The sequence below is a fragment of the Parabacteroides sp. AM58-2XD genome, assembly GCF_003463685.1.
GTDB classification, from domain to species: Bacteria; Bacteroidota; Bacteroidia; order Bacteroidales; family Tannerellaceae; genus Parabacteroides; species Parabacteroides segnis.
In genome coordinates this window covers 1-26064 of the sequence record NZ_QSDP01000094.1, presented here as the reverse complement: position 1 = coordinate 26064, position 26064 = coordinate 1, and the positions used below count along the sequence as shown (strand labels likewise).

At 44.5% G+C, this 26064-nt stretch carries 14 protein-coding genes and 1 pseudogene; 13 read left to right on the top strand and 2 right to left on the bottom strand.

The window, feature by feature from the left end; translation table 11 throughout:
• The first annotated feature begins 1708 nt into the window (after positions 1-1708).
• Positions 1709-3532 (top strand): heparinase II/III family protein, encoded by a 1824-nt coding sequence (locus tag DXA15_RS19220; protein WP_128135113.1) that lies wholly within the window; start codon positions 1709-1711, stop codon positions 3530-3532.
• Positions 3533-3535: 3 nt separating this feature from the next.
• Here DXA15_RS19220 and DXA15_RS19215 read toward each other — a convergent pair whose 3' ends face one another.
• On the bottom strand, positions 3536-4933 hold the full coding sequence (locus DXA15_RS19215; protein ID WP_128135112.1) for a phosphatase PAP2 family protein: 1398 nt from the start codon (positions 4931-4933) through the stop codon (positions 3536-3538).
• A gap of 238 nt (positions 4934-5171) precedes the next feature.
• Between DXA15_RS19215 and DXA15_RS19210 the strand changes: the two genes are divergently transcribed.
• From DXA15_RS19210 to DXA15_RS19200, 3 genes are read left to right on the top strand one after another with little or no spacing between them, the layout of a single operon-like run.
• On the top strand, positions 5172-5897 hold the full coding sequence (locus DXA15_RS19210) for a succinate dehydrogenase/fumarate reductase cytochrome b subunit (protein WP_128135111.1): 726 nt from the start codon (positions 5172-5174) through the stop codon (positions 5895-5897).
• A gap of 33 nt (positions 5898-5930) precedes the next feature.
• Positions 5931-7874 carry a fumarate reductase/succinate dehydrogenase flavoprotein subunit gene (locus tag DXA15_RS19205; RefSeq protein WP_128135110.1) on the top strand — a complete coding sequence of 648 codons (1944 nt, stop codon included), beginning with the start codon at positions 5931-5933 and terminating at the stop codon, positions 7872-7874.
• Between the two features lie 27 nt (positions 7875-7901).
• Positions 7902-8657: a succinate dehydrogenase/fumarate reductase iron-sulfur subunit gene (locus DXA15_RS19200; RefSeq protein ID WP_009860313.1), complete on the top strand. Its 756-nt coding sequence runs from the start codon at positions 7902-7904 to the stop codon at positions 8655-8657.
• 300 nt (positions 8658-8957) lie between these two features.
• Here the strand turns inward: DXA15_RS19200 and DXA15_RS19195 are convergent, their stop codons facing one another.
• Complete coding sequence (locus tag DXA15_RS19195; RefSeq protein WP_128135109.1) at positions 8958-9803, bottom strand: helix-turn-helix domain-containing protein; 846 nt, start codon at positions 9801-9803, stop codon at positions 8958-8960.
• A 240-nt stretch (positions 9804-10043) separates the two neighbouring features.
• Between DXA15_RS19195 and DXA15_RS19190 the strand changes: the two genes are divergently transcribed.
• The 9 genes and pseudogenes from DXA15_RS19190 (at position 10044) to DXA15_RS19145 (ending at position 25957) form a co-directional block, all read left to right on the top strand.
• Positions 10044-11258, top strand: a complete 1215-nt coding sequence (locus tag DXA15_RS19190) for a radical SAM protein (RefSeq protein WP_128135108.1) — start codon at positions 10044-10046, stop codon at positions 11256-11258.
• 182 nt (positions 11259-11440) lie between these two features.
• Positions 11441-12025: a DUF417 family protein gene (locus DXA15_RS19185; protein ID WP_128135107.1), complete on the top strand. Its 585-nt coding sequence runs from the start codon at positions 11441-11443 to the stop codon at positions 12023-12025.
• 301 nt (positions 12026-12326) lie between these two features.
• A pseudogene (locus DXA15_RS19180) lies at positions 12327-12845 on the top strand (LytR/AlgR family response regulator transcription factor); the annotation flags it as partial.
• Between the two features lie 300 nt (positions 12846-13145).
• Entirely contained in the window at positions 13146-14366 is a 1221-nt protein-coding gene (locus DXA15_RS19170) for a hypothetical protein (protein ID WP_128135106.1), read from the top strand.
• A 178-nt stretch (positions 14367-14544) separates the two neighbouring features.
• Positions 14545-16749, top strand: coding sequence for an alpha-galactosidase (locus tag DXA15_RS19165; protein WP_128135105.1), 2205 nt, complete (start codon positions 14545-14547; stop codon positions 16747-16749).
• Between the two features lie 23 nt (positions 16750-16772).
• Positions 16773-18770 (top strand): alpha-galactosidase, encoded by a 1998-nt coding sequence (locus DXA15_RS19160; protein WP_128135104.1) that lies wholly within the window; start codon positions 16773-16775, stop codon positions 18768-18770.
• 22 nt (positions 18771-18792) lie between these two features.
• Positions 18793-21885, top strand: coding sequence for a TonB-dependent receptor (locus tag DXA15_RS19155; RefSeq protein WP_128135103.1), 3093 nt, complete (start codon positions 18793-18795; stop codon positions 21883-21885).
• 21 nt (positions 21886-21906) lie between these two features.
• The gene (locus DXA15_RS19150; protein ID WP_128135102.1) at positions 21907-23484 is read left to right on the top strand and encodes a RagB/SusD family nutrient uptake outer membrane protein; all 1578 of its coding nucleotides are present in this window, start codon (positions 21907-21909) and stop codon (positions 23482-23484) included.
• A gap of 130 nt (positions 23485-23614) precedes the next feature.
• The gene (locus DXA15_RS19145; protein ID WP_128135101.1) at positions 23615-25957 is read left to right on the top strand and encodes a hypothetical protein; all 2343 of its coding nucleotides are present in this window, start codon (positions 23615-23617) and stop codon (positions 25955-25957) included.
• Positions 25958-26064: the final 107 nt, after the last annotated feature.

The window sequence follows — 26064 nt, the reverse complement described above, 5'->3', positions numbered from 1 at the left end:
ATAGATCATGGATTACTTGTTGTGTGGTAACTTTAAAGTAATTCTTTCTTTGATATTTCCAATGGCTTTTTTCGTTTTAAGGGTATTTTTTCTTAAATTGATGACATTGTGCTTCAGCTGACGGATTGGTAAATAATCTATTTCTCTGGACTTTAGTCACATTTTTTACTGGTCTCTATCTAAGAGAAATGTGACTGAAGCCAAAAGAGAGAAACAACTTGTAAACCGTCAGCTGAAGCAGACGGCAAATAAACCTGTAATGGCTAAGTGGTTGTGATAAGGCAAGTTATATATGTGAAGATATGACACACCCCCTTCCCCCTCTCCAGAGGGGAGCCAGTTACAACCAGTCTATAATTAGATAGCTCAAACCTGATAAATTCTGAACTAAATGAATTCCACGAACAGGTAAATAAGTCTTCTATCTGCTATTTGCACCAAACAGAAGTTGATATGCTGGGAATATGTTATATACAAGATGGCAGGTGTTCCTTGCAAAATGTTGTGCACAATAATTGTATCAGCGTGGTGAACTTGTCATCGAGTGTTATTTAGTAGGTTACTGGCGATTATCTCAAAATCAGCCACTAACTAACTCATTAGTAATTAGTTGACATTACTAGTCTGTACAGGGAAACCAACTACGGTGTACAGGGTAACCGGATAAGGTGTACACCCTAACCGACTAGGGTGTACAGGGTAGCTTTACCAGGTAAGGACTTAATAGACAATAGGTAAGGGGGTATGTAATAGTTCCTCCTTTATCTATTTATAAGAAATGAAAGAACTAATTTAAAAAGTCACATTGCCGGATGAAAGGCAATGATAACTGATGCCGGCATTGCCGGAACGAAATGAGATTCATTTTTAACCTCCGTCGAGCGAAGCCTGCGCTGTATAAATCGCCCTCCAATAAAGTTTTCAAACTTCACCTTTCAGATTTCATTGCACATAATTACTTGAAAAATAACGGATCAGCCTGAAGGGTGCCTTATACAAGAAGTAGATTCCGATAAGTAGGCATCCGTTTGCCAACCAATAGTTATCCGTTCGTCAACCCCTAGTTATCTATTTGCCGGCGGCTATTTAACATTGAATTCTCGTATACATTTTTTGCAGTTTCATCCCTTCAGCCGGATGCATTGAAAAATACTCTATCCAGGGCATCTGAAAGCTGAAAGCAATAACATGCAATTCATAAGGAGAGCGAATCAGATAACAAACAGGCTTATATTTACGCTCTTGTATTTGATTCCGGGAATAGCTGTTTCCCAATTATAGAAATAATTGAGCTATCTGCTAATTATAGGATGAACCAATTAGTGACGGTGACTTCAGGCTGTAGGCCTGTAACAAACCAGCCCAGGGTTCTAACCCTGGGTTCCCTTGAATCCTTCTCTTTCTGAGGCACCCTGTAGGGGTGCGACAAGACGAAAAAGGTTGATATTTAGCTTGTCCCGCCCTTACAGGGCGGAAAGGCAGGAGCGAGTTTTCATAAACCTAGGGTTAGAACCCTGGGCTGGTTTGTTAAAGCCTTACAGGCTTACATTGACACCGTAAGAGCGGTTCGCGAACCGCACCTACCAACGACGCTACATTCAAATTTGATAATTATTGAAACACTCACATCTGATAAAATGTAAACTAAACCTTCTCCCTTTCCGGGCGATTTCCTATATTTGTAATTCCAATTAAATATAATACCTGTATGAATAAAACTATCCTGCTTGTTGTGTTTTGCTTTTTCTTGTTCGTTTCGGGGTATTCACAGGGAATACGCTTTGATTCTTACCCTTCTCATCCCCGGTTGCTGGTAAAGAAAGGAGAGGAGCAAAAGATTAAATCCGATCTGGCTCTTAATCCGGAAATGCTCCGGTTGCATAACTATCTTCTCAAGCAATGCGACGAACTGATCACGACGCCTGTGCTGGCATATAAAAAGGAAGGGAAACGTTTGCTGGCCGTATCGCGTGAAGCCTTGCGGCGTATCTTCTATCTTTCATATGCTTACCGGATGACAGGAGAGGATAAGTATCGTTTGCGGGCAGAGCAGGAGATGATTGCCGTGTGTTCGTTTGCCGATTGGAACCCGTCCCATTTTCTGGATACGGGCGAAATGACTATGGCTGTTGCAATCGGTTATGACTGGTTGTTCGATTGGTTATCTCCGGATACCCGGAGGCTGGTGCAGGAGGCTGTTCTGAATAAAGGATTTGCTCCGTCGAGGGATAAAAAATATAACTGGTTTCTGAGAGCGACCAATAACTGGAACCAGGTCTGTAATGCCGGGCTGGTTTACGGTGCGCTGGCTGTGTTGGAAGATCATCCGGAAGAGGCCCGTGAAATCATTGAACGTGCTTTATCTACAGTCGGTCTGACTTTGAAAGGCTATGCTCCCGATGGTGCTTATCCCGAAGGATATAATTATTGGGGATACGGGACTACCTTCCAGGTTCTTTTGAATGCAGCGTTGGAATCCGCCCTGGGGACTGACAGCGGCCTTTCTTCGGCTGAAGGTTTTCTGGCTTCTGCCCGTTTTATGCAGTTTATGACCGGGACGACCGGTAAATGCTTTAACTTCAGCGATTCCCGCGAGAGTGTCTTTGCTTTGCCGGCTATGTACTGGTTTGCCGACAAGCTGCAAGATCCTACACTGCTTTGGAATGAAAAGGATATGCTGAGTCGGGCGGAGTTGTCCTTTTCGGATGAGGAGAGCCGTTTCCTTCCGTTGATTCCGATTTATGGTTCTCAATATAAAATGAATGAACTGGCGCCTCCTTCCATGAAATTGTGGGCGGCAAACGGACAGACGCCTGTCGTGCTGGTCCGTACGGGATGGGAAAATGGAGAAGGTTTCTATCTGGGAATAAAAGGCGGAACGGCTTCGACCAGCCATGCCCATATGGATGCCGGATCGTTCGTTTTCGACGCTTTGGGTGTTCGCTGGGTGCAGGACCTGGGACTGCAGGAATATTATTCGCTGGAAAAGGAAAATGTAGATTTATGGAACATGTCGCAGAACGGGCAGCGCTGGAATGTGTTCCGTTATAATAACCTGGCACATAATACGCTGACTGTAAATGGCAAATACCATGATGTGAAAGGTTTTGTACCTGTGACAAATATCTATTCGGAAGCGCATAAACTCGGAGCCTCTCTGAATATGACGGGCTTGTTCGGCGGAGAATTGGAAAATGCCGTCCGTGAAGTTGCTCTGATCAATGAAAAATATCTGTCGGTGATTGATCGTGTAAAGGCTGGCAGTCAACCGGTAACTGTCAGATGGACGATTGTGACCGGGGCCATTCCCCGTGTATTGGACAGTCATATGGTGGAACTGACAAAAGATGGCAAATGTATGCAACTGATCGTCGATAGTCCATCCGTAACTTCTGTGTCCGTCCTTGATAATGTATCGAAGAATAGTTATGATGCTTCCAATGAGGGAACCTGCCGTATCATTTTCGATGTAAATCTGGAAAGCGGGCAGGAGAGCGATATTAAAGTCCGGCTGGTTCCTGCTGCTGACTGATAATTACCAGAACAGTGCCGTCACCGTTGCGCCAATCGTAAAATAGTGCATTTTGTGCTTGCTTAAATGGCTCTCGCCGTAGACTGGTTGGCTGTCCCTGAGGCTGGTTAAGATTTCGTAAGGTGCTTTCAGGAACGTATAATCGTAATCTACGAACATACGGATACCCAGGTTGCGGTTGACAATTCCGGTCGCTGAAATGCCTGTACGTAAAACGTAGTTACTGCTGCCGTTGCCTTTCATGAAAGCAATATTATTTATGGTTCCGTATGGGGCCTGCTTTTCCTGTAAGTCCATTTCCACTTCATTTTTCACCAGATAGGAATATCCGGCCTGGAACTTTGTTCCTAAAAGCAATTTACTAGCCACTGGTAACGAAAAATAAGGCCCTGCCGTAAAAGTAAAAACACCGGTCGGATCGGCATGGACGCGGGTGATGTCATATCTGGTCGAAGGGGTTGTTCCTGTATATAGCGACATGTCGAATGCCATCGGACTTGCCAGCGCTGTTATTTCGCCGCCGATACCGAAATAAGGATTGAAGAAGTAACCGCCTTTTACGCTGACATTGGTTGCTCCCGGCGAGCTCAGGCGTATATTTTTTCCGATCTCTATACTTCCGTTGATGATGCTGTATCCAAAAGAGAATTCGAGGAATGACGGGCGTCCTCCTTTGGGGGCAGACTCTTTGAGCTTGTCAGGGAGATTCAAGCCTTTGTCCTTGAAGATAAGGTCTGCCAGAAAATATCCCAACTCTGTGGATAAAATACCGATACCGGCACCGGTCAGTACGTCGCTCAGCCAGTGGCGGTTGTTCAATTGTCGGCTGAAAGCAGTGGCTGTGGCCACTGTATATCCCCCGATACTATATAACGGACTGCGTGTCAAGCCATATTCCCGGTGCATGATGGTGGCGGCCATGAAAGCGGTTGCCGTGTGTCCCGAAGGGAAAGAGTTGTTCTTTGAGCCGTCGGGACGTTCCCGTTTGATCGTATATTTCATGCTGTTGACGGTAGCGGCCATGATCGTTGCCGAAAAAGCGTTCGATACGATCATCCGGGGCCATGAACTGCGGTTTTCCATACCGCCGAGCTTCATCCCGTAAACGGCAAGTAGCGGAGTATATTGCAGGAAATCATCGTATCTGTAATGGAAGTTGGGGGTATGCGTATTGCGCAATGTCCGGAATTTATCACCCTGTCCATATGTTATGGCAGAAATGGCAAAAAGAGGAACAGGGATACGCAGCATCTGGTATACTTTATTCTCTGATATTTTGTTGTAAGTGGTTTCAAATTGGCGTTCTTTATTTATGAATCTCGTACTATCTTTCCACTGAGCACAAACAGACGGTATAAAAATCATCATAAATAAGAAGCTCAGCATTTTACGTTGTAACATACGATCCCCTGATTATGCCGCGAAGATATAAAAATGCCGGTTAGTACTGATTACATTTCTGTTAATTTATTTATTGAATAGGATTTACCGTTTATCCCTCCTGAAATGTATAGGTTTGATTGACGAAATATTTCTTTAATCGTTTGCGTGATACGTGTATTTAGCATACCTTTGCCTGATAATTGAGTATACTGATATGAATTTCTAAAAACAATTAAATAACTTAAATTATTATCTTATGTGGTTACTTAATTCTTCTATCGGGAAGAAGCTGATAATGAGTGTATCAGGCCTTTTTCTTGTTTTGTTCTTATTGTTCCACTTGTCAATGAATGTGGCGGCTGCTTTTTCGGGAGAAGCCTATAACATGATTTGTTCATTGTTGGGAGCAAATTGGTATGCCGTGGCAGCAACATTGGTGCTGGCTGCAGGCGTTGTGATTCACTTTGTGTATGCTGTCCTCCTTACACTGCAAAACCGTAAGGCTCGCGGTAACGACCGTTATGCAATTAACGCTCGTCCGAAAGGTGTGGAATGGGCATCTCAGAACATGCTGGTACTGGGTATTATCATTATCCTGTTCATGGTGTTGCACTTCAGCCAGTTCTGGTATAAGATGATGTTCGCCGAACTCCTTGGCAATCACATGGTAACACTTTGCGACGAAACAACAACCGTATCTCCTCAGGACGGTGCAGCGTTTATCAACTACTATTTTCAGGGTAATATCCTGAATACAGTGCTGTATCTGGTATGGTACGTAGCTTTGTGGTTCCACCTGACTCACGGGTTCTGGAGCGCTATTCAGACTATCGGTTGGAGTAACACGATCTGGATGAACCGTTGGATCTGCATTTCCAAGATTGTAGCAACCGTTATTTGCGTAGTGTTTGCTATCATTACTATCGTTTTCTACCTGAATGGTGTAGGTGGTGACTATGTAGCTGTTTGTGCAGGACATTAATTTAAGGTGTAACAATATTGAAAATAAATCATTATGACTCAAATAGATTCTAAAATCCCTCAGGGCCCGTTGGCTGAGAAGTGGAAAAATTATAAAGATCATCAGAAACTGGTGAACCCCGCAAACAAACGTCGTCTGGACGTGATTGTAGTTGGTACTGGTCTGGCCGGTGCTTCTGCTGCTGCCTCTTTGGCAGAAATGGGATTCAACGTATTGAACTTCTGTATCCAGGATTCTCCCCGTCGCGCACACTCAATCGCTGCACAGGGTGGTATCAATGCTGCAAAGAATTATCAGAATGATGGTGACTCTGTTTACCGTCTGTTCTACGATACAATCAAAGGTGGTGACTATCGTGCCCGTGAAGCTAACGTTTATCGTCTGGCTGAAGTTTCCAACTCTATTATCGACCAGTGCGTAGCACAGGGTGTTCCTTTCGCTCGCGAATACGGTGGTCTGCTGGATAACCGTTCGTTCGGTGGTGCTCAGGTATCCCGTACGTTCTATGCCCGCGGTCAGACCGGACAGCAGTTGTTGCTGGGTGCTTACTCTGCTTTGAGCCGTATGATCGGTTTGAACAAAGTAAAGATGTATACCCGTCACGAAATGCTGGACGTTGTGAAGGTGGATGGCCGTGCCCGCGGTATCATTGCACGTAACCTGATCACTGGTAAGATCGAACGTTTCTCTGCTCATGCTGTAGTTGTTGCAACAGGTGGTTATGTAAATACTTTCTTCCTGTCAACTAACGCGATGGCTTCCAACGGTTCTGCTGCATGGCAGTGCTACAAGAAAGGTGCTTACTTCGCTAACCCTTGTATGGTGCAGATCCACCCGACTTGTGTACCGGTGAAAGGTGACTATCAGTCTAAGCTGACTTTGATGTCTGAATCATTGCGTAACGACGGTCGTATCTGGGTTCCGAAGAAACTGGAAGATGCAAAAGCATTACAGGCCGGAACTAAGAAAGGTAAAGACATTCCTGAAGCAGACCGCGACTACTATCTGGAACGCCGTTATCCGGCATTCGGTAACCTGGTTCCGCGTGACGTGGCTTCACGTGCCGCTAAAGAACGTTGCGACGCCGGCTTCGGTGTGAACAACACAGGTCTGGCCGTGTTCCTCGACTTCTCCGACGCTATCAATCGTCTGGGTAAAGAGGTTGTAAAAGCTAAATATGGTAACTTGTTCGACATGTACGAAGAAATTACCAACGACGATCCATACGAAACTCCGATGATGATTTATCCGGCATTGCACTACTCGATGGGTGGTCTGTGGGTTGACTATGAATTGATGACTTCTATTCCGGGTCTGTTCGCTATCGGTGAAGCTAACTTCTCTGATCACGGAGCTAACCGTCTGGGTGCTTCTGCGTTGATGCAGGGATTGGCCGATGGCTACTTTGTATTGCCTTATACAATCCAGAACTATCTGTCAGACCAGATCCAGGTTCCGCGTTTCAGTACCGACCTGCCTGAGTTTGCAGAAGCTGAAAAGGGTATCAAAGACCGTATCAAGAAATTGATGAGTATCAAGGGTAAAGAGTCGGTAGATTCTATCCATAAGAAACTGGGTCATATCATGTGGGAACATGTAGGTATGGCACGTGATGCAAAAGGTTTGCAGGAAGCTATCCAGATGTTGAAAGAGCTGAAGAAAGAGTTCTGGAGTAATGTATATATTCCGGGTGAAGCCGATAACCTGAACGTAGAGTTGGATAAGGCATTGCGTTTGGCTGACTTTATTGAGATTGGTACATTGATGGCACACGATGCATTGGACCGTGCCGAATCTTGTGGAGGACACTTCCGTACAGAGCACCAGACCGAGGAAGGCGAAGCCCTGCGTCATGACGATAAGTTCATGTACGTATCTTGTTGGGAATACCAGGGTGAAGACAAAGACCCGGTTATGCTGAAGGAAGATTTGAACTATCAGTTCGTTGTTCCTCAAACACGTAACTACAAGAAGTAATAATCATCAATCACAAAAATTAGAATCATGGATAAAGATATAAAAGTAACACTTAAAGTTTGGCGTCAGAAAAGTCCGAAAGATAAAGGACAATTTGAGACTTACCAAATAGACAAAATCAATCAGAGTGTTTCTTTCCTGGAAATGTTAGACATTTTGAATGAACGTTTGGTCAGTGAAGGTAAAGAGCCGATCGTATTCGATCACGACTGTCGTGAAGGTATCTGCGGTATGTGTTCTTTGTATGTAAACGGACATCCGCACGGACCTGCAACCGGCGCAACTACTTGCCAGCTTTATATGCGTCGCTTCAATGATGGCGAAACTATTACAATCGAACCGTGGCGTTCAGCCGGTTTCCCGGTAATCCGCGACTTGATGGTAGACCGTTATGCTTACGATAAAATTATCCAGGCAGGTGGTTTCGTATCAGTGAACACAGGTGGTGTACCTGATGCCAATTCAATCGCTATTCCTCGTGCAGATGCTGAAATGGCTATGGATGCTGCTGCATGTATCGGTTGCGGTGCTTGTGCTGCTGCTTGTAAGAACGGTTCGGCTATGCTGTTCGTTTCTGCAAAGGTGAGCCAGTTGGCTCTGTTGCCTCAGGGTAAGGTAGAAGCTGCTCGTCGTGCAAAAGCAATGGTTGCCAAGATGGACGAACTGGGCTTCGGTAACTGTACCAACACACGTGCTTGCGAAATGGAATGTCCGAAGAACATCTCTGTCAGCAACATCGCCCGTTTGAACCGCGAGTTCATCTGTGCTAAATTGCAAGACTAATATACATTATATATATGTATGTCCGGAGAGGCGTTGCTTATGGCGGCGCCTCTTCTTTTTTGCCCCTATTTTAACATTTCTGAAGTCATAGATAAATATCTTGAATGTTGTTAGTGTTTCTTATATGCTATACAACACTAATTAGCATTTTAACTATTGACAAGTTGGAGAATACCTGTATCTTTGTACTGTGGTTTTTTCATAATAGTATTAGATTTAAGGTTAACAAAGTTGGTTAGGGCTTGTCGTGAGACAGGCTTTAATTGTTTATAGGGGTTTGTGTCCGGCATATCCCTTTTTTTAGCTCTCCCTGTATTCCTGCGGAGTCATTCCTACATGTTGCCGGAAATATTTGTTGAAGAACGAAAGGTTATCGAAGCCCAGGGCGAATGCAATCTTCTTGACCGGCATATCGGTCGATTTAAGCTGTGCTTTGGCATCCATAATGATGATATTGCTCAGGATATCCAATGCAGTCCGTCCGCTGACCTTTTTTATCACATAACAGAAATGCTGCAAGGTGATGTTAAGCCTTTTGGCGTAATAAGACACGCTATGCTCTTTCGTGTAGTTCTCCATCGCCAGCTGTACGAACTCCCGGCATATTTCCATATTACGCGTCATGGGAGCATTGCTATATGGCGTATGATTCCTGTATAATTCAATAACTCCTTGCATGAAGATGGTGAAGACTGCTTTGATGATCTCCTTATTTTCGATGGTTTTAGGCATGGAATAAGCATTGATCAGCAAATCGAAAGCCTGTTGGTAGAGTAAGGATATATGCTCCGGCAGAGGCATGATCGGACTGTCGAATATGACAGGCAGATAGTTCGTAATCGTCTTTATATAATTGATATGGCTGACGAATACGGAAGAAAAGCCTGCAAAACAGAGTTTTACATCATCGGAAACCTCATGTATCTGAATGAAACAACCCGGTGGCAAGGTGACAAAGTCGTTTTTCCGGATGGTAAACTCAGTTAAGTTTACAGTCGCATGGACTGTCCCTTGTACGCAAAGCACGAATATACCCGCCTTGATTTTGCACGGGAAACGTCCGTACTGGTTCAGTATTTCACCTGTAATACTGTTTCCTACAATAAAATCTACCGGGAGGTCGAATTTAGGAATATTGTCTTCCATACTTTTATATACACTTAATTGAATATACAAAGATAGTTTTTTTGAGACAAGTTAGTCGATAATCTTAAATATAGAACATCGAATCCCACAAATGGAGATTGTTTTGTGCTATATAATAGTTGAAATTTGCGAATGTTTTCAAGTCTTGCTGATAGATTTGTTGGGATGGTATATATTTGTCTATCTGCTGAATAAGATATGGGAGCTAATACTAATAGAGAAATCTAATCGATAATAACAATGAGTACGAAAAGAACAAAGAGCTCTTTCAGGACAATGAGCACAAACAGAAAATTAGAATCTGTTTTCCTGTTTGTCACAGGACGGTGTAATGCCAAATGTAAAATGTGTTTCTATGCAGAAGACATGGATAAAAAGGAGAAAGACCTGACTTTTGAAGAAATCAAGACAATCTCCGAAACAGCCGGGCAGTTCAACCGTTTGTGGGTATCCGGCGGTGAACCGACACTGCGTGAGGAGTTACCTGAAATTATTGAAATGTTCTACAAGAATAACGAGATAAAGGACGTGAATATCCCTACCAACGGATTGAAGCCTGACCGGATCGTCGCCTGGGTAAAACAGATCCGCCAGAATTGTCCGGAACTGAATATCAACCTGAGCCTTTCATTGGATGGTTTCGGCGATACGCATGATATACAGCGCGGAGTGCCCGGCAATTTCTACAAAGCAATGGGGACACTGAAGCTGATCGAAAAAAACTTTGCTGACGACGGCAGGGTTTTGAAAAACCTGGCAACCGTAATCACCAAATATAATGAGAATGAGGTCGAGGATCTGATGATATGGATGCTGGGACGTTTCCATCTTTCGAATCATATTATCGAAGCTGCACGCGGCATGACCCGCGACGACGGTGTGAAGGTTCTTACCGAGCCTACTCTACGCGCCTTGCAGGATAAGGTTGTTCCTATTTATAATGTATATGGGGAGCGTATGGCGGAGGAAACCGGTGGTTTCAGAAAACCTATCGCCCGTTTCTTCTACCTGGGTTTCATACGTACATTATATAATGTACGTGCGACCAATATCGATCATCCGACCCCTTGGGGTATGGATTGTACGGCCGGCGAAACAACATTGGTAATAGACTATGACGGCCGTTTCCGTGCCTGCGAACTTCGTGAACCGCTCGGCAATGTCAAGGATTATGACTGTAATATCGCAAAGATTATGGAGAGCGATGCCATGAAACAGGAGATTGCCGCTATCGGTCATGGCGATACCGCTAACTGCTGGTGCACGCATGGATGTTGGATCACTTCATCGCTTGTTTTCAATCCCCGTAAGATGATTACGCAGGTCTATAAAGGATACCGGGAGATGAAGAAGCTGAACCGTCCTCTGAATATCAGTGAAGACCTTTTGCAGAGCATCGAACGCAAATATGCCTTGGACGAACAGAAACTGGTGGAGCTGGGAATTCGTAATTAAAATAGTTCCGATAACGGATCATTTATAAAGATAAAGCCGGTTGACGGGAAATATACCTCTGTTAACCGGCTTTATTGTGTTTAGGGGATAATTGTCAAATTATCCGGTAGAATTGCCATTTCCCATAGGGGAAAAATGTCGGATCTTTGCATCATAAGTTAAACTGATAAACAAAGAAAGACATGACTACTAAATTAAAAGATTTATTCGACACATTTCTGAACATTGCAGCTTCTTCACAGAAACTGGGTATTAACCTGATCCGCGTAGCTATCCTGATCATATTCGTATGGATCGGTGGGCTGAAATTCTATAATTATGAGGCGGAAGGGATCGTCCCCTTTGTGGCAAACAGTCCGTTTATGAGCTTTTTCTATGCAAAGAGTGCACCGGAATATAAAGAATATAAGTTGAAAGAAGGTGAATTTAATGAAGCTAAGCATCAGTGGCATGTAGAAAACAATACCTATATTTTTTCACATGGACTAGGCATTATGATCATGGCGATCGGTATCCTGACTTTCCTGGGTATATTCTCACCGAAAATCGGACTGGTAGGTGCCGGACTGGCTATAATTATGACTATAGGGACCCTCTCTTTTCTTGTCACTACCCCTGAAGTATGGGTGCCGGATTTGGGTAGCGGCGAACATGGCTTTCCTCTATTGACAGGAGCAGGCCGTCTGGTGATAAAAGATACGGCAATCATAGCCGGAGCGATCGTGGTATTGTCCGACTGTGCACAACGTATGTTGAAGAAGAAATAGGAACAAAAAGTGTTTATTTTAACACTTTGGAAGTAAAAAACAAACATATTGAACCTTGTTAGCTTTTCTTATAGTGTATGAAACACCATTTAGCATTAAACCTCTTGACAGGTTAGGATTAAGCAGTATATTTGCATCGTGGTTTTTTCATAATAGTATTAGATTTAAGGTTAACAAAGTTTGATTAGGGCTTGTCGTGAGACAGGCTTTAATTGTTTATAGAGGTTTGCATCCCGAAATGCAAGCCTTTTTTCTTTTAAATATGGCATTCTCTGAAAAATAAGTTTATCCGGATAGGATGGATTGGTTTGCATCTACCATTCCGTTTCGTATTCTGTTGGGTTTGCTGGGATGGATTATTTTGGCCCAGTGGTATTATATCCGTTGGAAGGAGTTGCAGATGGAGATACAGGAGGAACAGAGAAAAGAAGAAAGGGAAGAAGAAAATGTTCCGGCGGAAACAGGCGTATCGTCACCGGAAGAGGAAGCAATACTGGATCGCATCTCTGTGAAGGATGGCAGCCGTATCCATCTGATCCACCTGGAGGAGTTACTTTATATTCAGGCCAGCGGTGACTATGTGGCACTCTTCACGACCGACGGGCAGTATATAAAAGATCAGACAATGAAATATTTTGAATCGCATCTGCCGGTAAACCTGTTTATCCGTATTCACCGTTCCTGTATCGTTAATAGTGAGCAGATCATGCGTGTGGAACTGTTCGGAAAGGAAAGTTACCAGGTTCGTCTTAAAACAGGGGTCTGTCTGCGTGCTAGTCTGACCGGATACAAGTTGCTTAAAGAACGTCTTTCTCTATAGATTTGGCTGTTTTAACTGTTAAAATTAGCAGTTTTTGTCTGTATTGTATAAAGTTTTGTGTTCGGAAACAATTTTTAGCTACAATGCCCGAAAGGCTTAACATATATTGTCTGTAAAAGACTTGACAAACGCTTGTTTCAGGCTTATCTTTGTACTGTGGTTTTTTCATAATAGTATTAGATTTAAGGTTAACAAAGTTGGTTAGGGCTTGTCGTGAGACAGGCTTTAATTGTTTATAGGGGTTTCTTTTCTCATCATTTTATATGAATCTTTGATTTTGAGGTGTTATCTTTGCAAGCTATGGAATATATAGGACTGCATGAAGATAAGATATCATTTGCTGATATTATAAAATATCTTTCGCTTTTGAAAGGTAATATGGATGAATTGAATTTGCTTGAATTCAAAACCATTAAAGGTTGGCTGGTTTATTCTTTGTCATTAGTTCTTTTGTTGTGTATACCTTGTGTAATCATTTTATTAGTAACAGGTCTTTTATCCGGAAATATAGATAGCGGATTATTATGGGCTGTTTCTTTTATCCCTTTCCTCTTTATTTTGCCTTTGACATTGTTATTGACTTTCATCAATAATTACAGAAAACCAAAAAAGTTGAGGGAACTAATGCAGACGGTTTTGATGCGTTACGAATGGGATGGTCCTATCAATCAAACCGGACGGTTGCAGTTGGAATGCAGGAAGGACCATTTTCTGTTTAGAACGGAAGTTTTGCAGCAAATGAATCCCAAAGGGCGTAATGTGTCTTTGATTTTCATATCCGTCCCTTTTTATGTGCCGGTGGAAATAGAGAATGTATACGGCGATGATATAATTGCTTATCTGAAAGGCAAGTCTCTTTTTGTGATTGAGCCAGATATGGCTTGTTTGGGTATGTCGTTTGAAATGTTCCGGAAACTGGATTTGCGTGAAGATATTGATCAGTTGATTTATGTGATGAAACGTTTTTCCCTTCGTCCCGGAACACTCTTCAAGGCGCAGGATATAACTTTGAAAGTTCCTGAAACACTGGAAATACAGGCATTGTTCGTTTTCGGTCAAAAAATAGACCAAAGGTTTCTGTATTGGGCTAACCTGATGCTTGATGCCGGATTTGTGAGTGATAATATGAAAATTATGGCTGAACAAGCATCTCTGACTCTCCCTCAAAAAGAATTGAAGAAAAGAGTGGAGGTGATTTTCCTGGAGTTTAATTTGTATTTCTCTAAAGAGACTGCATTAAATAATTATTTGATATTCCTTATACTGGAAGAACAGGAAGAACGAAGGTCTGTTGGGGAGATTATACAATGTTTGGCCAGTCTCTATCAATCTTCCAGGCTGCCTCTATTGCAAGAATATGATCTGTTATATAAAGCAAAAAGGGCATTGGATGAAACAGGAGAACAGAAGTTCTGGACGGCAGACCCGCCTTTGACGGTCGATAATGTCGATACTTATATATTAACCTATTTGACCAGAAGGCTGGCTGACTTGATAGCTTCTCGAGAAAAGGATCAGTGATCGATCATCCCTTTGTAACAGATGCGTCAAAAAATGACGTAAATGTTGCATTTTTATTAAACCTCTATGAATTAAGCGCATAATTACAAATAATTGGCGAGTTCGTGCTTTTTGTGCTATTGTTTATTGATTTAGTTTGCACCATCAACCTTGAATAAGTAAAATAAATTTGATAGACATGAAAGCACTATTGTTAACTGTTGCCCTGCTGCTGGGGTGCGTAACCGTTTCCTCACAGGATAAAGATACGGGGATAATTACCGTTTCTACAAACGATCTGAGTATGGTCTTTTCTATCTCTCCGGATAAGAAAGTAGTGTATAACTATTTTGGCGATAAATTCCAGGACGTTTCCCCTTTCCTTCATAAGAAGTATAAAGAACAACCGGATAACGGAATCGGTTATGCTCCGGTAATCTATCCGGCTTACGGAGGACGTTTTTTCCTGAATCCGGCATTGAAATTGACCCATGACGACGGTGTTCAGACAACCGAATTAATATATGCAGCTCATCAGGTAAAGAATATAGATAATAATAGAATAGAAACAGTGATACAATTGAAAGATCCTTTGTATCCGGTTTTCGTTAACCTGAACTTCACGGCTTATCAGAAAGAAAATGTAATCTGTCAGTCAGTCTCCATATCCCATCAGGAGAAAAACAAGCTGGCTGTCGAGAATATTGCCTCCGCTTATCTTCCCCTACACGCAGATTCTTATTATCTGACCCATTTCCACGGAGCCTGGGCTTCCGAAATGCAACTGGTAGAAGAACAACTGACACCGGGTGTAAAACGGGTGGAATCCAAGAAGGGGATACGTACTACCCAGTCTGAAAACTCTTCTTTCCTGCTTTCCCTGAATGGCCCTGCCAATGAAGACAGGGGCGAAGTGTATGCCGGCTCCCTGGCCTGGTCGGGTAACTATCTGTCTTCCTTTGAGATTGACGAATGCGGTTTGCTGCACGTCATGAGCGGGATGAATGATTTTGCCTCTACTTATAATCTGGAACCGGGTAAAACGTTGCAGACTCCGGAAATGGTCTGGACATATAGTTCTACCGGTAAGGGACAGGTATCGAGAAACCTGCACGACTGGTCGCGTAACTATGCATTGGCCCATGGAGATCAGGAATTGCCTATCGTCCTGAATAGCTGGGAAGGCGCTTATTTCGATTTTAATGAAAAAACGATTACGGATATGATCGATGACGCCGCTGTTTTCGGTGTTGAAATGTTCGTGCTCGATGACGGATGGTTCGGAAATAAGTATCCCCGTAATTCGGATAAGGTCAGTCTGGGAGACTGGCAGGTCAATAAAAAGAAACTGCCGCGCGGAATAGATTATCTGGCTAAATATGCGGTAGGAAAAGGTCTTAAATTCGGTATCTGGATTGAGTCTGAAATGGTAAGCCCTAAAAGCGAACTGGCAGAGAAGCATCCGGAATGGGTCGTCAAGAGCGGTAAACGTGATATAATCCCGATGCGTAACCAGTGGTTACTCGATTTGAGTAATCCGGAGGTACAGGACTTTGTCGTAAAGACATTTGATGAAGTGATCGCTTTGTCTCCTGATATTTCTTATATAAAATGGGATGCCAACCGCCATGTCGACAATTTCGGTTCTGATTATCTTTCTAAAGAAGACCAGACTCATTTCTGGATCGAATATACAAAAGGGCTGTACAGTGCTTACGAACGGATTCGTACAAAACATCCGGATGTTCTTATCCAGTTGTGTTCTTCGGGTGGCGGCCGTCTCGACTTCGGTGCGTTGAAATATCATGACGAGTTCTGGGCTAGCGATAATACCAATTCGCTCGACCGTATATTTATCCAATACAGCACAAATCTTTTCTTCCCGGCAAAGGCTACGGCCGCCCATGTTTCGACTACTCCGAATCATCAGACGGGAATGATGGCGCCGCTGAAGTTCCGTTTTGATGTGGCGATGACAGGCCGTCTGGGTATGGAGCTGCAACCCAAAGACCTGACCGGCGACGAACTACCTTTCGCTGAGCAAGCTATAAAGAATTATAAACGTGTCCGCCCGATCGTACAGTTCGGAGACCTCTATCGCCTGAAATCTCCTTACGACGGAACCGGCTGGGCTTCACATATGTATATATCTAAAGATAAAAAGAAATCGGTGTTTTTTGCTTATAGCCTGAAATACCACGGACGTACAACATTCTTTGAGACCAGATTGAAAGGACTGGACCCGGCTAAAATGTATAAGATCACTGAGTTGAACAAAGCCGGGAACAGCACCTTCTATGGCGACGGTCAGGTTTTCCCCGGTGATTATCTGATGAAAGCCGGAATCAGCCTGACGATAGGGAATACCTATGAAAGCACCGTTCTGTTGATAACGGAGCAATAAAACTATCTATAAATTATCAATACATGAAACTCATCAATTTAAATCTGCTGCTATTGCTCGCCCTGCTTGTATCCTGCGGCGAACCATCCGTTTCTTCGGGAAAGTGGACGGTTCGCTATGACCAGGTGCAGAAAGGCCATCGCATCGAAAAGGAGAACCAGCTTCTTTCCGATGGGGTTTATGCATCCTACAAGTTGGGTAATAAGTTGGTCACGACCCGTGATTACAAAAAGAGCAGTTCGAAAGTCACCGCTATCAGCGATGCTTTCGGTCAGGGTTCATTGTTGCAGGTGACCTACACGGATAGCAACCTGCCTACGCTTGTACAGTCTTTCTACATCTATCCGGAGAAAGATTATCTGCTGACGGAATTTACTCTTCAGGGAGGAGCCGCTGACGTTGAATCGAATTATATGGCCCCGGTTACTATCGACCGCATGCCGGCCGTGTTGGCTGAAGGCGATAACCGCGCGTTATTCCAGCCTTTCGATAACGATTGCTGGATACGTTATCAGTCTCATCCGCTCACTTTCGATCAATTACGTAGCTATGAAGTAGCGACTGTCTTCAATAATGACGACCGTAAAGGTTTTGTCATCGGTTCAGTGGAACACTCCGACTGGAAGACCGGTATCGATATGGGGAAAGGCGACCGTAATAATATCGGTTCATTGGTTTGCTTCGGCGGCGTTGCCGATTCGTTGACACGCGATTCAAAGGCACACGGTGCGCTGAATGGAAAAGAAGTAAAGTCTCCTAAGGTATTTTTCGGTATCTTCAACGACTGGCGTGCCGGACTGGAAGAGTATGGAAAAGCGAATGCGGTGGTTGCCCCTGTAAAGAGATGGCCGGGTGCCGTTACCTTTGGCTGGAACAGCTGGGGCGTGTTACAGTTCAGGCTGAATCATCAGAATGCAGTTGAAGTGTCCGACTTTTTCAAAGAAAACCTGCAGAATAACCATTTCGTCAATACAGACGGGAATGTGACGATCGGCCTCGATTCAGGCTGGAACAGTTTCACGGAAGAAGAGTTGAAAGACTTCGTAAATCATTGTACTGCCAACGGCCAGATTCCCGGTGTGTACTGGACGCCTTTCACCGATTGGGGAAAACATCCCGAACGGACGATCAAAGACGCTCCTGACTATAAATTCCAGGATGTCTACCTCTACGCCAACGGTCAGCCGCAGGAACTGGACGGTGCCTATGCCATCGACCCGACTCATCCGGCTATCGAGGAGATGATGAAGAAAACATCCGATCTTTTCCGTCGTTGCGGTTTCAAGTATGTAAAGATGGACTTTATGACGCATGGTGCGATGGAAGCCGACAAATGGTATAACCCGGAAATCCGTACAGGTATCCAGGGATATAATTACGGTATGCAGTTGTTGAATAAGTATTTCGGTGATATGTATCTTAACTTATCCATCTCGCCTGTATTCCCGGCCCATTATGCCAACTCACGCCGTATCGCCTGTGATGCCTGGAACAAGATCAAGGATACCGAGTATACGCTGAATGCCCTTTCCTACGGATGGTGGCAGGATGAGGTGTATCAGTATAATGATGCCGACCACTTGGTGTTGCGCGAAGCTACCGAAGGCGAAAACCGTGCCCGTATCACTTCCGGCGCCATTACCGGACTTTATATCGTTGGCGACGATTTCAGCAAAGGCGGCAAACAGATCGACAAGGATCGTGCCTTGAAATTCCTGACTAACCCGGAAGTGAATGCCGTAGCCAGAGGTATTTCTTTCTCTCCGGTAGAAGGAAACGGTGAAAAATCGGAACATCAATTTATTCATCATGATGCAGATGGTACATCTTATTTTGCTATCTTCAATTATTCTGAAGATGAGATGAATACTTCTATTTCACTGGAACGTATGGGACTTGACCCTGCGGCTAACTACCGGGCAAAAGAGCTCTGGAGTGGAAATGAACAGCCGGTAAAGGAAAAACTAACTGTAACGGTCCCCGCCAAGGATGCGTTGCTTTATAAAATCAGAAACAACTAAATGTTCTTTAAATTTATCAATTATGAAACAGATCAAGCTTTTTAGTATTTTGATGATGCTTGTGTTATGCTGCGGTACCGTTTTCGCACAAGGCATAACGATAACAGGTACAATCTCCGACGCTAAAACGTCGGAGTCGCTCCCGGGAGCGAGCGTTGTTCTCAAGGGAACAACGCAAGGGACTATATCGGATATGGATGGAAAATATTCCATCTCTGCAACACCAGGCGCCACACTGGTGATCAGCTATATCGGATATGACACCAAAGAAGTAAAAGTTGGAAACCAGAATGTTATTAACGTAACTCTTTCGGAAGACTCGCAATCCATCGACGAAGTTGTGATTGTAGGTGCTTCCATGAAGAAAAGCGACCTGACCGGTGCTATCTCCCATGTCGACGCCAAGGTGTTGGAGGAAAGACCGGTAACAACCGTCAACGAGGCCCTTCAGGGACGTGTTGCCGGTGTATTGATCACCAAGGGAACCCGTCCGGGCGACGATTCCAGCATCAAGATCCGTGGTGTGAATACGATTAACTCAGGTTCGGACCCTATCTACGTTGTCGATGGTTTGGTGATGGGCAATGGTTATGGTGGTTTTAATGCGATCAATGTAAACGATGTCGCTTCGGTACAGGTATTGAAAGATGCCTCGGCTACGGCTCTTTACGGTTCGCGTGGTGCTAATGGTGTGGTTCTTATCACGACCAAGAAAGGTAAGATTGGCGAAGGACGCGTAACCTATGACGGATGGGTGGGGTTCTCTAAAATCACCCAGCGTCCGAAGACGCTGGATGCACAGCAATTATTCGACCTGCGTGTGGATGCTTTTGCCAATGGTTACATGCATGATAATCCGACAGCAAACCGCCAGGATTATATCGACAATACACTGATGAAAACCAATACGGCTTTCTCCGATGCTGAATTTGAAACGTATCGTTCGGGCAAGAGCTACAACTGGCTCGACGAAGTGATCAGCAGCGGTTTCCAGCAGAACCATTCTGTTAGCTTTTCCAATGCAACGGAAAAGAATAACATCTACATCAGTTTCGATTATGCCAATATCGACGGATTGATCGGTGATTCAAAAGAAAAGAAATATTCCGGCCGTATCAATGCCGAATCTGTGATCAAACCGTGGTTAAAGGTCGGTACGAACTCTTCTTTCTCACGTACGGAAAACAATTTGCCGACAGACGACGTGTACGACAAGGCGCTGAACGCAAACCCGTTGCTGAATCCGGAACCATTCCGCGATCCGTCGACCCGTTATACCTGGGATTATCTGACACTGTATTACCGTGTCCACAATGAAGGAAACAACAACGATTATAACCCGTTCAACTCACAGGAAGTGGCCCGCGAACGTGCCCGTAACCGTTTCCTTTCATCCAATTACATCAACATCAACCCGATTGAAGGACTGAATATCCGTTCAACTTTCGCGCTGGACGTTTCTTCGCAGACATGGTTCGAATATACACCGAGCTACATCCAGGAAGCGATCCGCCATTATAACGGTGATGCAAGAGCAAAACATGAAAGATGGTCACAGCTGAACTGGCAATGGGATAACACGATCACTTACGATAAGACGATCAACAAACACCGCATGAACTTCCTGTTCGGTACAAGTACGACTAAGAATACCGAAAACTATACAAAAGCGCAGGGCGACCGTTTCGCCAGCGACGACCTGTTGTGGAACGATCTGAAAGGTGCTGCCGCCAACGATAAGAAAGAACTCGATTCAGACTTCAAAGGCAATACGTTGGTATCTGTCCTGGGTAGAGTGAATTATAATTATGATATGCGTTACTATCTGACAGCGACGGCCCGTTACGACGGTTCTTCGAAGTTTGCCAAAGACCATCGCTGGGGTATTCTTCCTTCCTTCTCTGCTGCCTGGGATGTGACGAATGAAGCGTTTATGGAAGACCAGACAATCTTCGACCGCTTGAAAATGCGTGTCGGTTATGGTGTGGTTGGTAACCAGGATATCGAAAACTATGCGTATCGTACGCTTTATTTCTCTTCTGTCAGCAATGGGGAAGCATCTTACGCAACCAGCGGTTTGAGAGGTACGCCTGCCATTACCTGGGAGAAACAGAAACAAACGAATATCGGTGTCGATATGGCTTTCCTGAACGATCGTTTGAACGTTTCTCTGGACAGGTTCTTTATCAAGAATGATAACTTGTTGATGAAGCATTCCCTGCCGTTGACTTCCGGTTACAGCGAAACATGGGAAAACATCGGTTCTGTAAAGAACAAAGGTTTCGAAGCGACTATCAACGCAACTCCGATCCAGACAAAAGACTTCACATGGAATGTGAATGCGAATATCTCTTTCGACAAGAACGAAGTATCGAAACTGTATGGTGAAGTAAAGGAAATCCTGAACGGTTCCGACCGTGAGAAGAACATCTTCCTGGGCGAATCGCTGAATAACATTTATACTTATAAAACAGGCGGTATCGCCAATGAATCGAACCGCAGCGAATGGGAAAATATAGATTTCAATGGTAAGCATGTCAGCTTGGGTGATTTGTTCCCATTGGATGTTTCCGGTCCTGACGGTGTGCCCGACGGCGTAGTTGACCAGCTTGACCGCGTAGTGGTGGGTAAGAAAGACCCGAAATTCTACGGTGGATTTGCAACAGATTTCAACTATAAAGGTATCACTCTGAATGCTGTTTTCAATTATTCTTACGGAGCGAAGAAGATCAGTTCTTATTATGAAACATTGATCAACAGTACAGGTACAAGCATGGCTTCCGAAGATTTGCTGAATCGTTGGACACCGGAAAATATAGGAGCCTCCGTTCCTCGCGTGATCGCCAATACCAGCAGCGGCTACAACCGTTACAACCCGTCGGATATGGATTACACAATCCAGAATGCATCTTATCTGCGTTTGTCTACCCTGACATTGGCTTATTCATTCCCGAAGCCTCTGTTGAGCCAGATCAAAGTGGAAAACCTGCGTGTTTACTTCACTGCATCCAACTTGTTCTGTATCACCAAATACAAAGGATTCGATCCTGAAACAGGCGACTACGGTTATCCTCCGACAAAGATGTATGTATTAGGTTTGAACTTTAGTTTTTAATGGAATAAATAGGAAACAATTATGAAAAAGAGATATAATTTAATCGGATTACTGGCTTTGGCGCTTACTGCCGGGATCACCACATCTTGTTCCGATTTCCTGACACAGGAGAACAAGAAAGCACTGACAGAAGAACAGATCTATTCGGATGTCGAGTTTATCGAACTGAATCTGAAAGGTATATACAACACTTGGCGTGATAACACCCGCCAGGATGAACGGGCCTGGTTCCTGATGACCGGTACCGACGAAATCCAACGGGGAGCCCTCCAGAATAAAGGAGGCGGTGAAGGCGCGGCAATGGACCGTTACGATGCTAATATGAATTCATTGCATAGTAAGGTAAAAGATCAGTGGAACAAACGTTTCCCGATTGTTACTGCCGCTGCCAAGATTATTCGTGCATTGGATACTCCTGAACTGGTTGAAGGTTCGAAAGAAGCCGAACTTTTGGGTGAAGCCTGTTTCGTCCGTGGTTTCGTCGATTATGAACTGGCTATGTACTGGGGTGAAATTCCTATCATCGACCTGGATAAGCTGGAAGAAACGGGTTATGGCCGGCAGCCGCTGACCGATGTATGGCAATTCATTATCAACGACCTGGAAAAGGCTGCTAAGTATGCTCCGAAAACCAATACCGCCGGTCGTGCTACTTCCGGTGCCGGTTACACTATGTTGGGTAAAGCCTATATGTCTGCTCCGGTTGAAACAGGGCTCCGTGACTTCAATAAGGCAAAGGAATGCTTTGAAGCGGTAATAGGTATGGGATACCAACTGGTTCCTTATGCCGATCTGTGGAATTACGAAAAACCGAATACAACCGAATCTATCTATGAATTTCAGTTCAACAATAACCCGAACCGTAATCAGATTCAGTTTCAGATCGGCTCGCGTGTAGCGCAGAACTGGTGGACCGATGGTTGTTATTTTGCTGGCTACGACCATGTAGTTGTTACTGAATATGCTTATGAAACCGTAGAGAACGGCGGTATTTGGGAAGACGGCGATGTTCGTAAAGAAGAAAGTATCCGCTACGATTTCAATTATTATGGCGAAGTTCCCAACTATGAATGTGTTGCCTGGGAAGACCTGGGTGAAGACCATGATGAGTTGAAACCGCATGTAAAGAAATATGAAGATTTCCGTACCGACCAGCATTCCGGACTGGGTATCAATAATATGTGGAACTCGGGTAAGAATATCCCGGCTATCCGTTATGCCGATGTGCTTCTTAGTTATGCTGAATGTCTGAATGAATTGGGACAAACCGGGCAGGCTGTCGAAAAGGTAAACGAAGTGCGTAACCGTGCGTGGGGCTTTAGTATCCCGGCTGATAAGAAATGGGATGCAGGCATGTCGCAAGATGTTTTCCGTACAAAGATATTGGATGAACGTATCCGTGAGTTTCTGGGTGAGAACTGGCGCCGTGCTGACCTGATCCGTACAGGCAAGTTTGTCGAGTATATTAAGGAACGCAATAAATGGGCGAAACGTTCGGGTACGATACAGGATTATAATGTCCGTTATCCGATACCTAACGAAGAGATCGAACAGAATCCGGACATGACGCAGGACGATCAGAACCCGGGTTACAGATAATAATAGGGCCTGTAATCGACTAAGCACTAGTCAGTAATGGCAAAAAGATTGTAAGAAGAAAAACACCGGGAAGGCGTGTCTTTACCCGGTGTTTTATTTACTAACCGAATTAAACTAATATACAAGGATCATGAAAAAGAATTTACTAAGAATTACCCTGCTTTTTTGTTTCATCAGCCTGTTCATGGGGAGGGAGACGTTTGCGGCTGACCAGCAGGCGATAACTTCCGGTGACTGGCAGATCGTTTATAACAACGATACGAAAACCTGTGATTTTATCCATAAAGGAAAAACAATCCTGGCGGGTGTCTTCGTCCAGGCCAAAGATAAAGACCAACTGCTGCGCAGTACGGAATACGGCCAGCCGACCTTCTCGGAAGAAGCTGTCGACGACGTTTTCGGTGCCGGCCATAAATATACATTCACCTATGCCGGACAGGAGGGAGCGCCTTCCCTACAACAGTTGTTTTATTTCTATCCCGATAAAAGCTATTTCCTGACAGAGGCTTTTATCCTTTCAGAAGCCGGTACGTCGAGTAATTATATCGCTCCGGTTGTTACCGAAACAGTTAACTCTTTCCTGAATACGAATACCTCCAACCGCGTGTTATCCGTCCCCTTCGATAACGATGCCTGGATCGGCTATTCCTCCCTGGCCTTGTCGGTCGACTCCGTATCGTTCGAGGTTACTTCTTTCTACTGTGGCGATACCCGCGAAGGGCTGGTAGTCGGCTCGGTAGAACACGATACCTGGAAGACAGGACTCCGTTATTCCACTTCCGGCAACCAGAAAGTAAACCGTCTTGAATGTTTTGGCGGCATAAGCCATCGCGTGACTCACGATATAGATGCTACCGGAGCAAAAGCCCACGGCAGCATTTCCGGCACTAAACTGAAATCACCGAAGCTCTTAATCGGTATGTTCGACGACTGGCGCGAAGGGTTGGAAGCCTATGGCGAGGCCAATGCATTGATCGCGCCTCCCCGTAAATGGTCGAAAGGAAATATCTTCGGTTGGAACAGCTGGGGCGCCATGGCTGAGAAGCTGAACTACGAAGGTGTGCTGGATGTCTCTGATTATATCAGTACGAACCTGCAACCGAACAATTTTACCAATGACGGCACGGCCTATGTTATCCTCGATTCTTATTGGGATAACCTGACTGATACCCAATTGAAATCATTTGCCGAACGATGTGTTGCCAACGGACAGGTTCCCGGCATTTACTGGGCTCCCTTCTCCGACTGGGGGGAAAACGGCAGCCGCACGATGGAAGGAAGTAACTATAAATATGGGGAAGCCTATTTATATGTAAACGGACAGCCTAAAAAGATCGCTTCCCGTGCCCTGGACCCCACGCATCCCGGAACCCGCCAGCGGATGAGTTATTTCATCAACCGATTTAAAGATTTAGGTTATAAATATATCAAGTTCGATTTCCTGAATAATGCGATCCTTGAAGCGGACTCTTATTATGATAAGAATGTAACGACCGGCGTTCAGGCTTACAACAGCGGAATGAAATATCTGACGGAATTGTGCGGAGACGATCTGTTTATGGCTTTATCCATTGCACCTGCATTTCCGGCCCAATACGGCAATTCCCGTCGTATCAGTTGTGATGCCTGGGGAGCCAAAGAGGATACGGAATATGTAATGAACGGCCTTTCTTATGGCTGGTGGCTCGACAAGGTGTATAACTTTAATGATGCCGACCACCTGGTGCTTCATAGAGAGGATTATAACGAGGATGAGAATCGTATGCGTATTACCTCCGGTGTGATTACCGGGACATATATCCTGGGTGATAACTTCAGCCAGAAGGGAACATGTGTCGGGGAATTGGCAGCCCGCCAGAAAGCAGAGGAGTTCGCAACGAATGCGGAAGTGAACGAAATTGCCCGTATCGGTAAATCTTTTTATCCGGTAGAAGGGGCAAAGGCTTCGGGAAAGAATAGTTGGGGACGTAACCGCGGCGAGAATCTCTTTATGCTGGATACGGAAGATTATTTGTATGTCGCTGCTTTTAATTATAAAGACCTGGCTTTCTCGGAAAATATAAAATTGTCGAGACTGGGAATCGCCTCTTCCGATGTAAAAGGGATTAAGGAATTGTGGACCGGGCAGGATGTGTCATTGCAAGGTGAAGAAATCCCTGTATCCTTACCCAAGTATGGCGTGAAACTATATAAGATAGAGAAGAAAGGTACCGGTACCGGAATATCTGGTCTTACTGCACCGGATAAAAAGATTACAGGCTGGGTGAAGGATGATCATTTGTTCATTCAGAGTGAAGAGACCTTGAAAGGTCTTTTCATTTACTCGGCGCAGGGAACGTTGGTCAAGAAACTTCCGGCTTTATATCCGCAGGCCCGCTATGATATAAATATCGCTGATTTGCCAAAAGGCATGTTTCTTGTTCAGGCGGTCACTTCCGTGCAGGAATCAGAATGTTTGAAGTTCGTAAAATAATGGTATCTGTTTCCCCTCTTGAGAGGGGATAAGGGGTGTGTTAAAGCTCGTTTTAAGGCGTAACGGGGATAAGGGGTGTGTTAAAGCTCGTTTTAAGGCGTAACTAT

What these genes read in the sequence shown, in the direction of transcription:
- DXA15_RS19220 (WP_128135113.1), top strand. Translation starts at nt 1,709, where the DNA reads ATGAATAAAACTATCCTGCTTGTTGTGTTTTGCTTTTTCTTGTTCGTT.
- DXA15_RS19215 (WP_128135112.1), bottom strand. Translation starts at nt 4,933, where the DNA reads ATGTTACAACGTAAAATGCTGAGCTTCTTATTTATGATGATTTTTATA.
- DXA15_RS19210 (WP_128135111.1), top strand. Translation starts at nt 5,172, where the DNA reads ATGTGGTTACTTAATTCTTCTATCGGGAAGAAGCTGATAATGAGTGTA.
- DXA15_RS19205 (WP_128135110.1), top strand. Translation starts at nt 5,931, where the DNA reads ATGACTCAAATAGATTCTAAAATCCCTCAGGGCCCGTTGGCTGAGAAG.
- DXA15_RS19200 (WP_009860313.1), top strand. Translation starts at nt 7,902, where the DNA reads ATGGATAAAGATATAAAAGTAACACTTAAAGTTTGGCGTCAGAAAAGT.
- DXA15_RS19195 (WP_128135109.1), bottom strand. Translation starts at nt 9,803, where the DNA reads ATGGAAGACAATATTCCTAAATTCGACCTCCCGGTAGATTTTATTGTA.
- DXA15_RS19190 (WP_128135108.1), top strand. Translation starts at nt 10,044, where the DNA reads ATGAGTACGAAAAGAACAAAGAGCTCTTTCAGGACAATGAGCACAAAC.
- DXA15_RS19185 (WP_128135107.1), top strand. Translation starts at nt 11,441, where the DNA reads ATGACTACTAAATTAAAAGATTTATTCGACACATTTCTGAACATTGCA.
- DXA15_RS19170 (WP_128135106.1), top strand. Translation starts at nt 13,146, where the DNA reads ATGGAATATATAGGACTGCATGAAGATAAGATATCATTTGCTGATATT.
- DXA15_RS19165 (WP_128135105.1), top strand. Translation starts at nt 14,545, where the DNA reads ATGAAAGCACTATTGTTAACTGTTGCCCTGCTGCTGGGGTGCGTAACC.
- DXA15_RS19160 (WP_128135104.1), top strand. Translation starts at nt 16,773, where the DNA reads ATGAAACTCATCAATTTAAATCTGCTGCTATTGCTCGCCCTGCTTGTA.
- DXA15_RS19155 (WP_128135103.1), top strand. Translation starts at nt 18,793, where the DNA reads ATGAAACAGATCAAGCTTTTTAGTATTTTGATGATGCTTGTGTTATGC.
- DXA15_RS19150 (WP_128135102.1), top strand. Translation starts at nt 21,907, where the DNA reads ATGAAAAAGAGATATAATTTAATCGGATTACTGGCTTTGGCGCTTACT.
- DXA15_RS19145 (WP_128135101.1), top strand. Translation starts at nt 23,615, where the DNA reads ATGAAAAAGAATTTACTAAGAATTACCCTGCTTTTTTGTTTCATCAGC.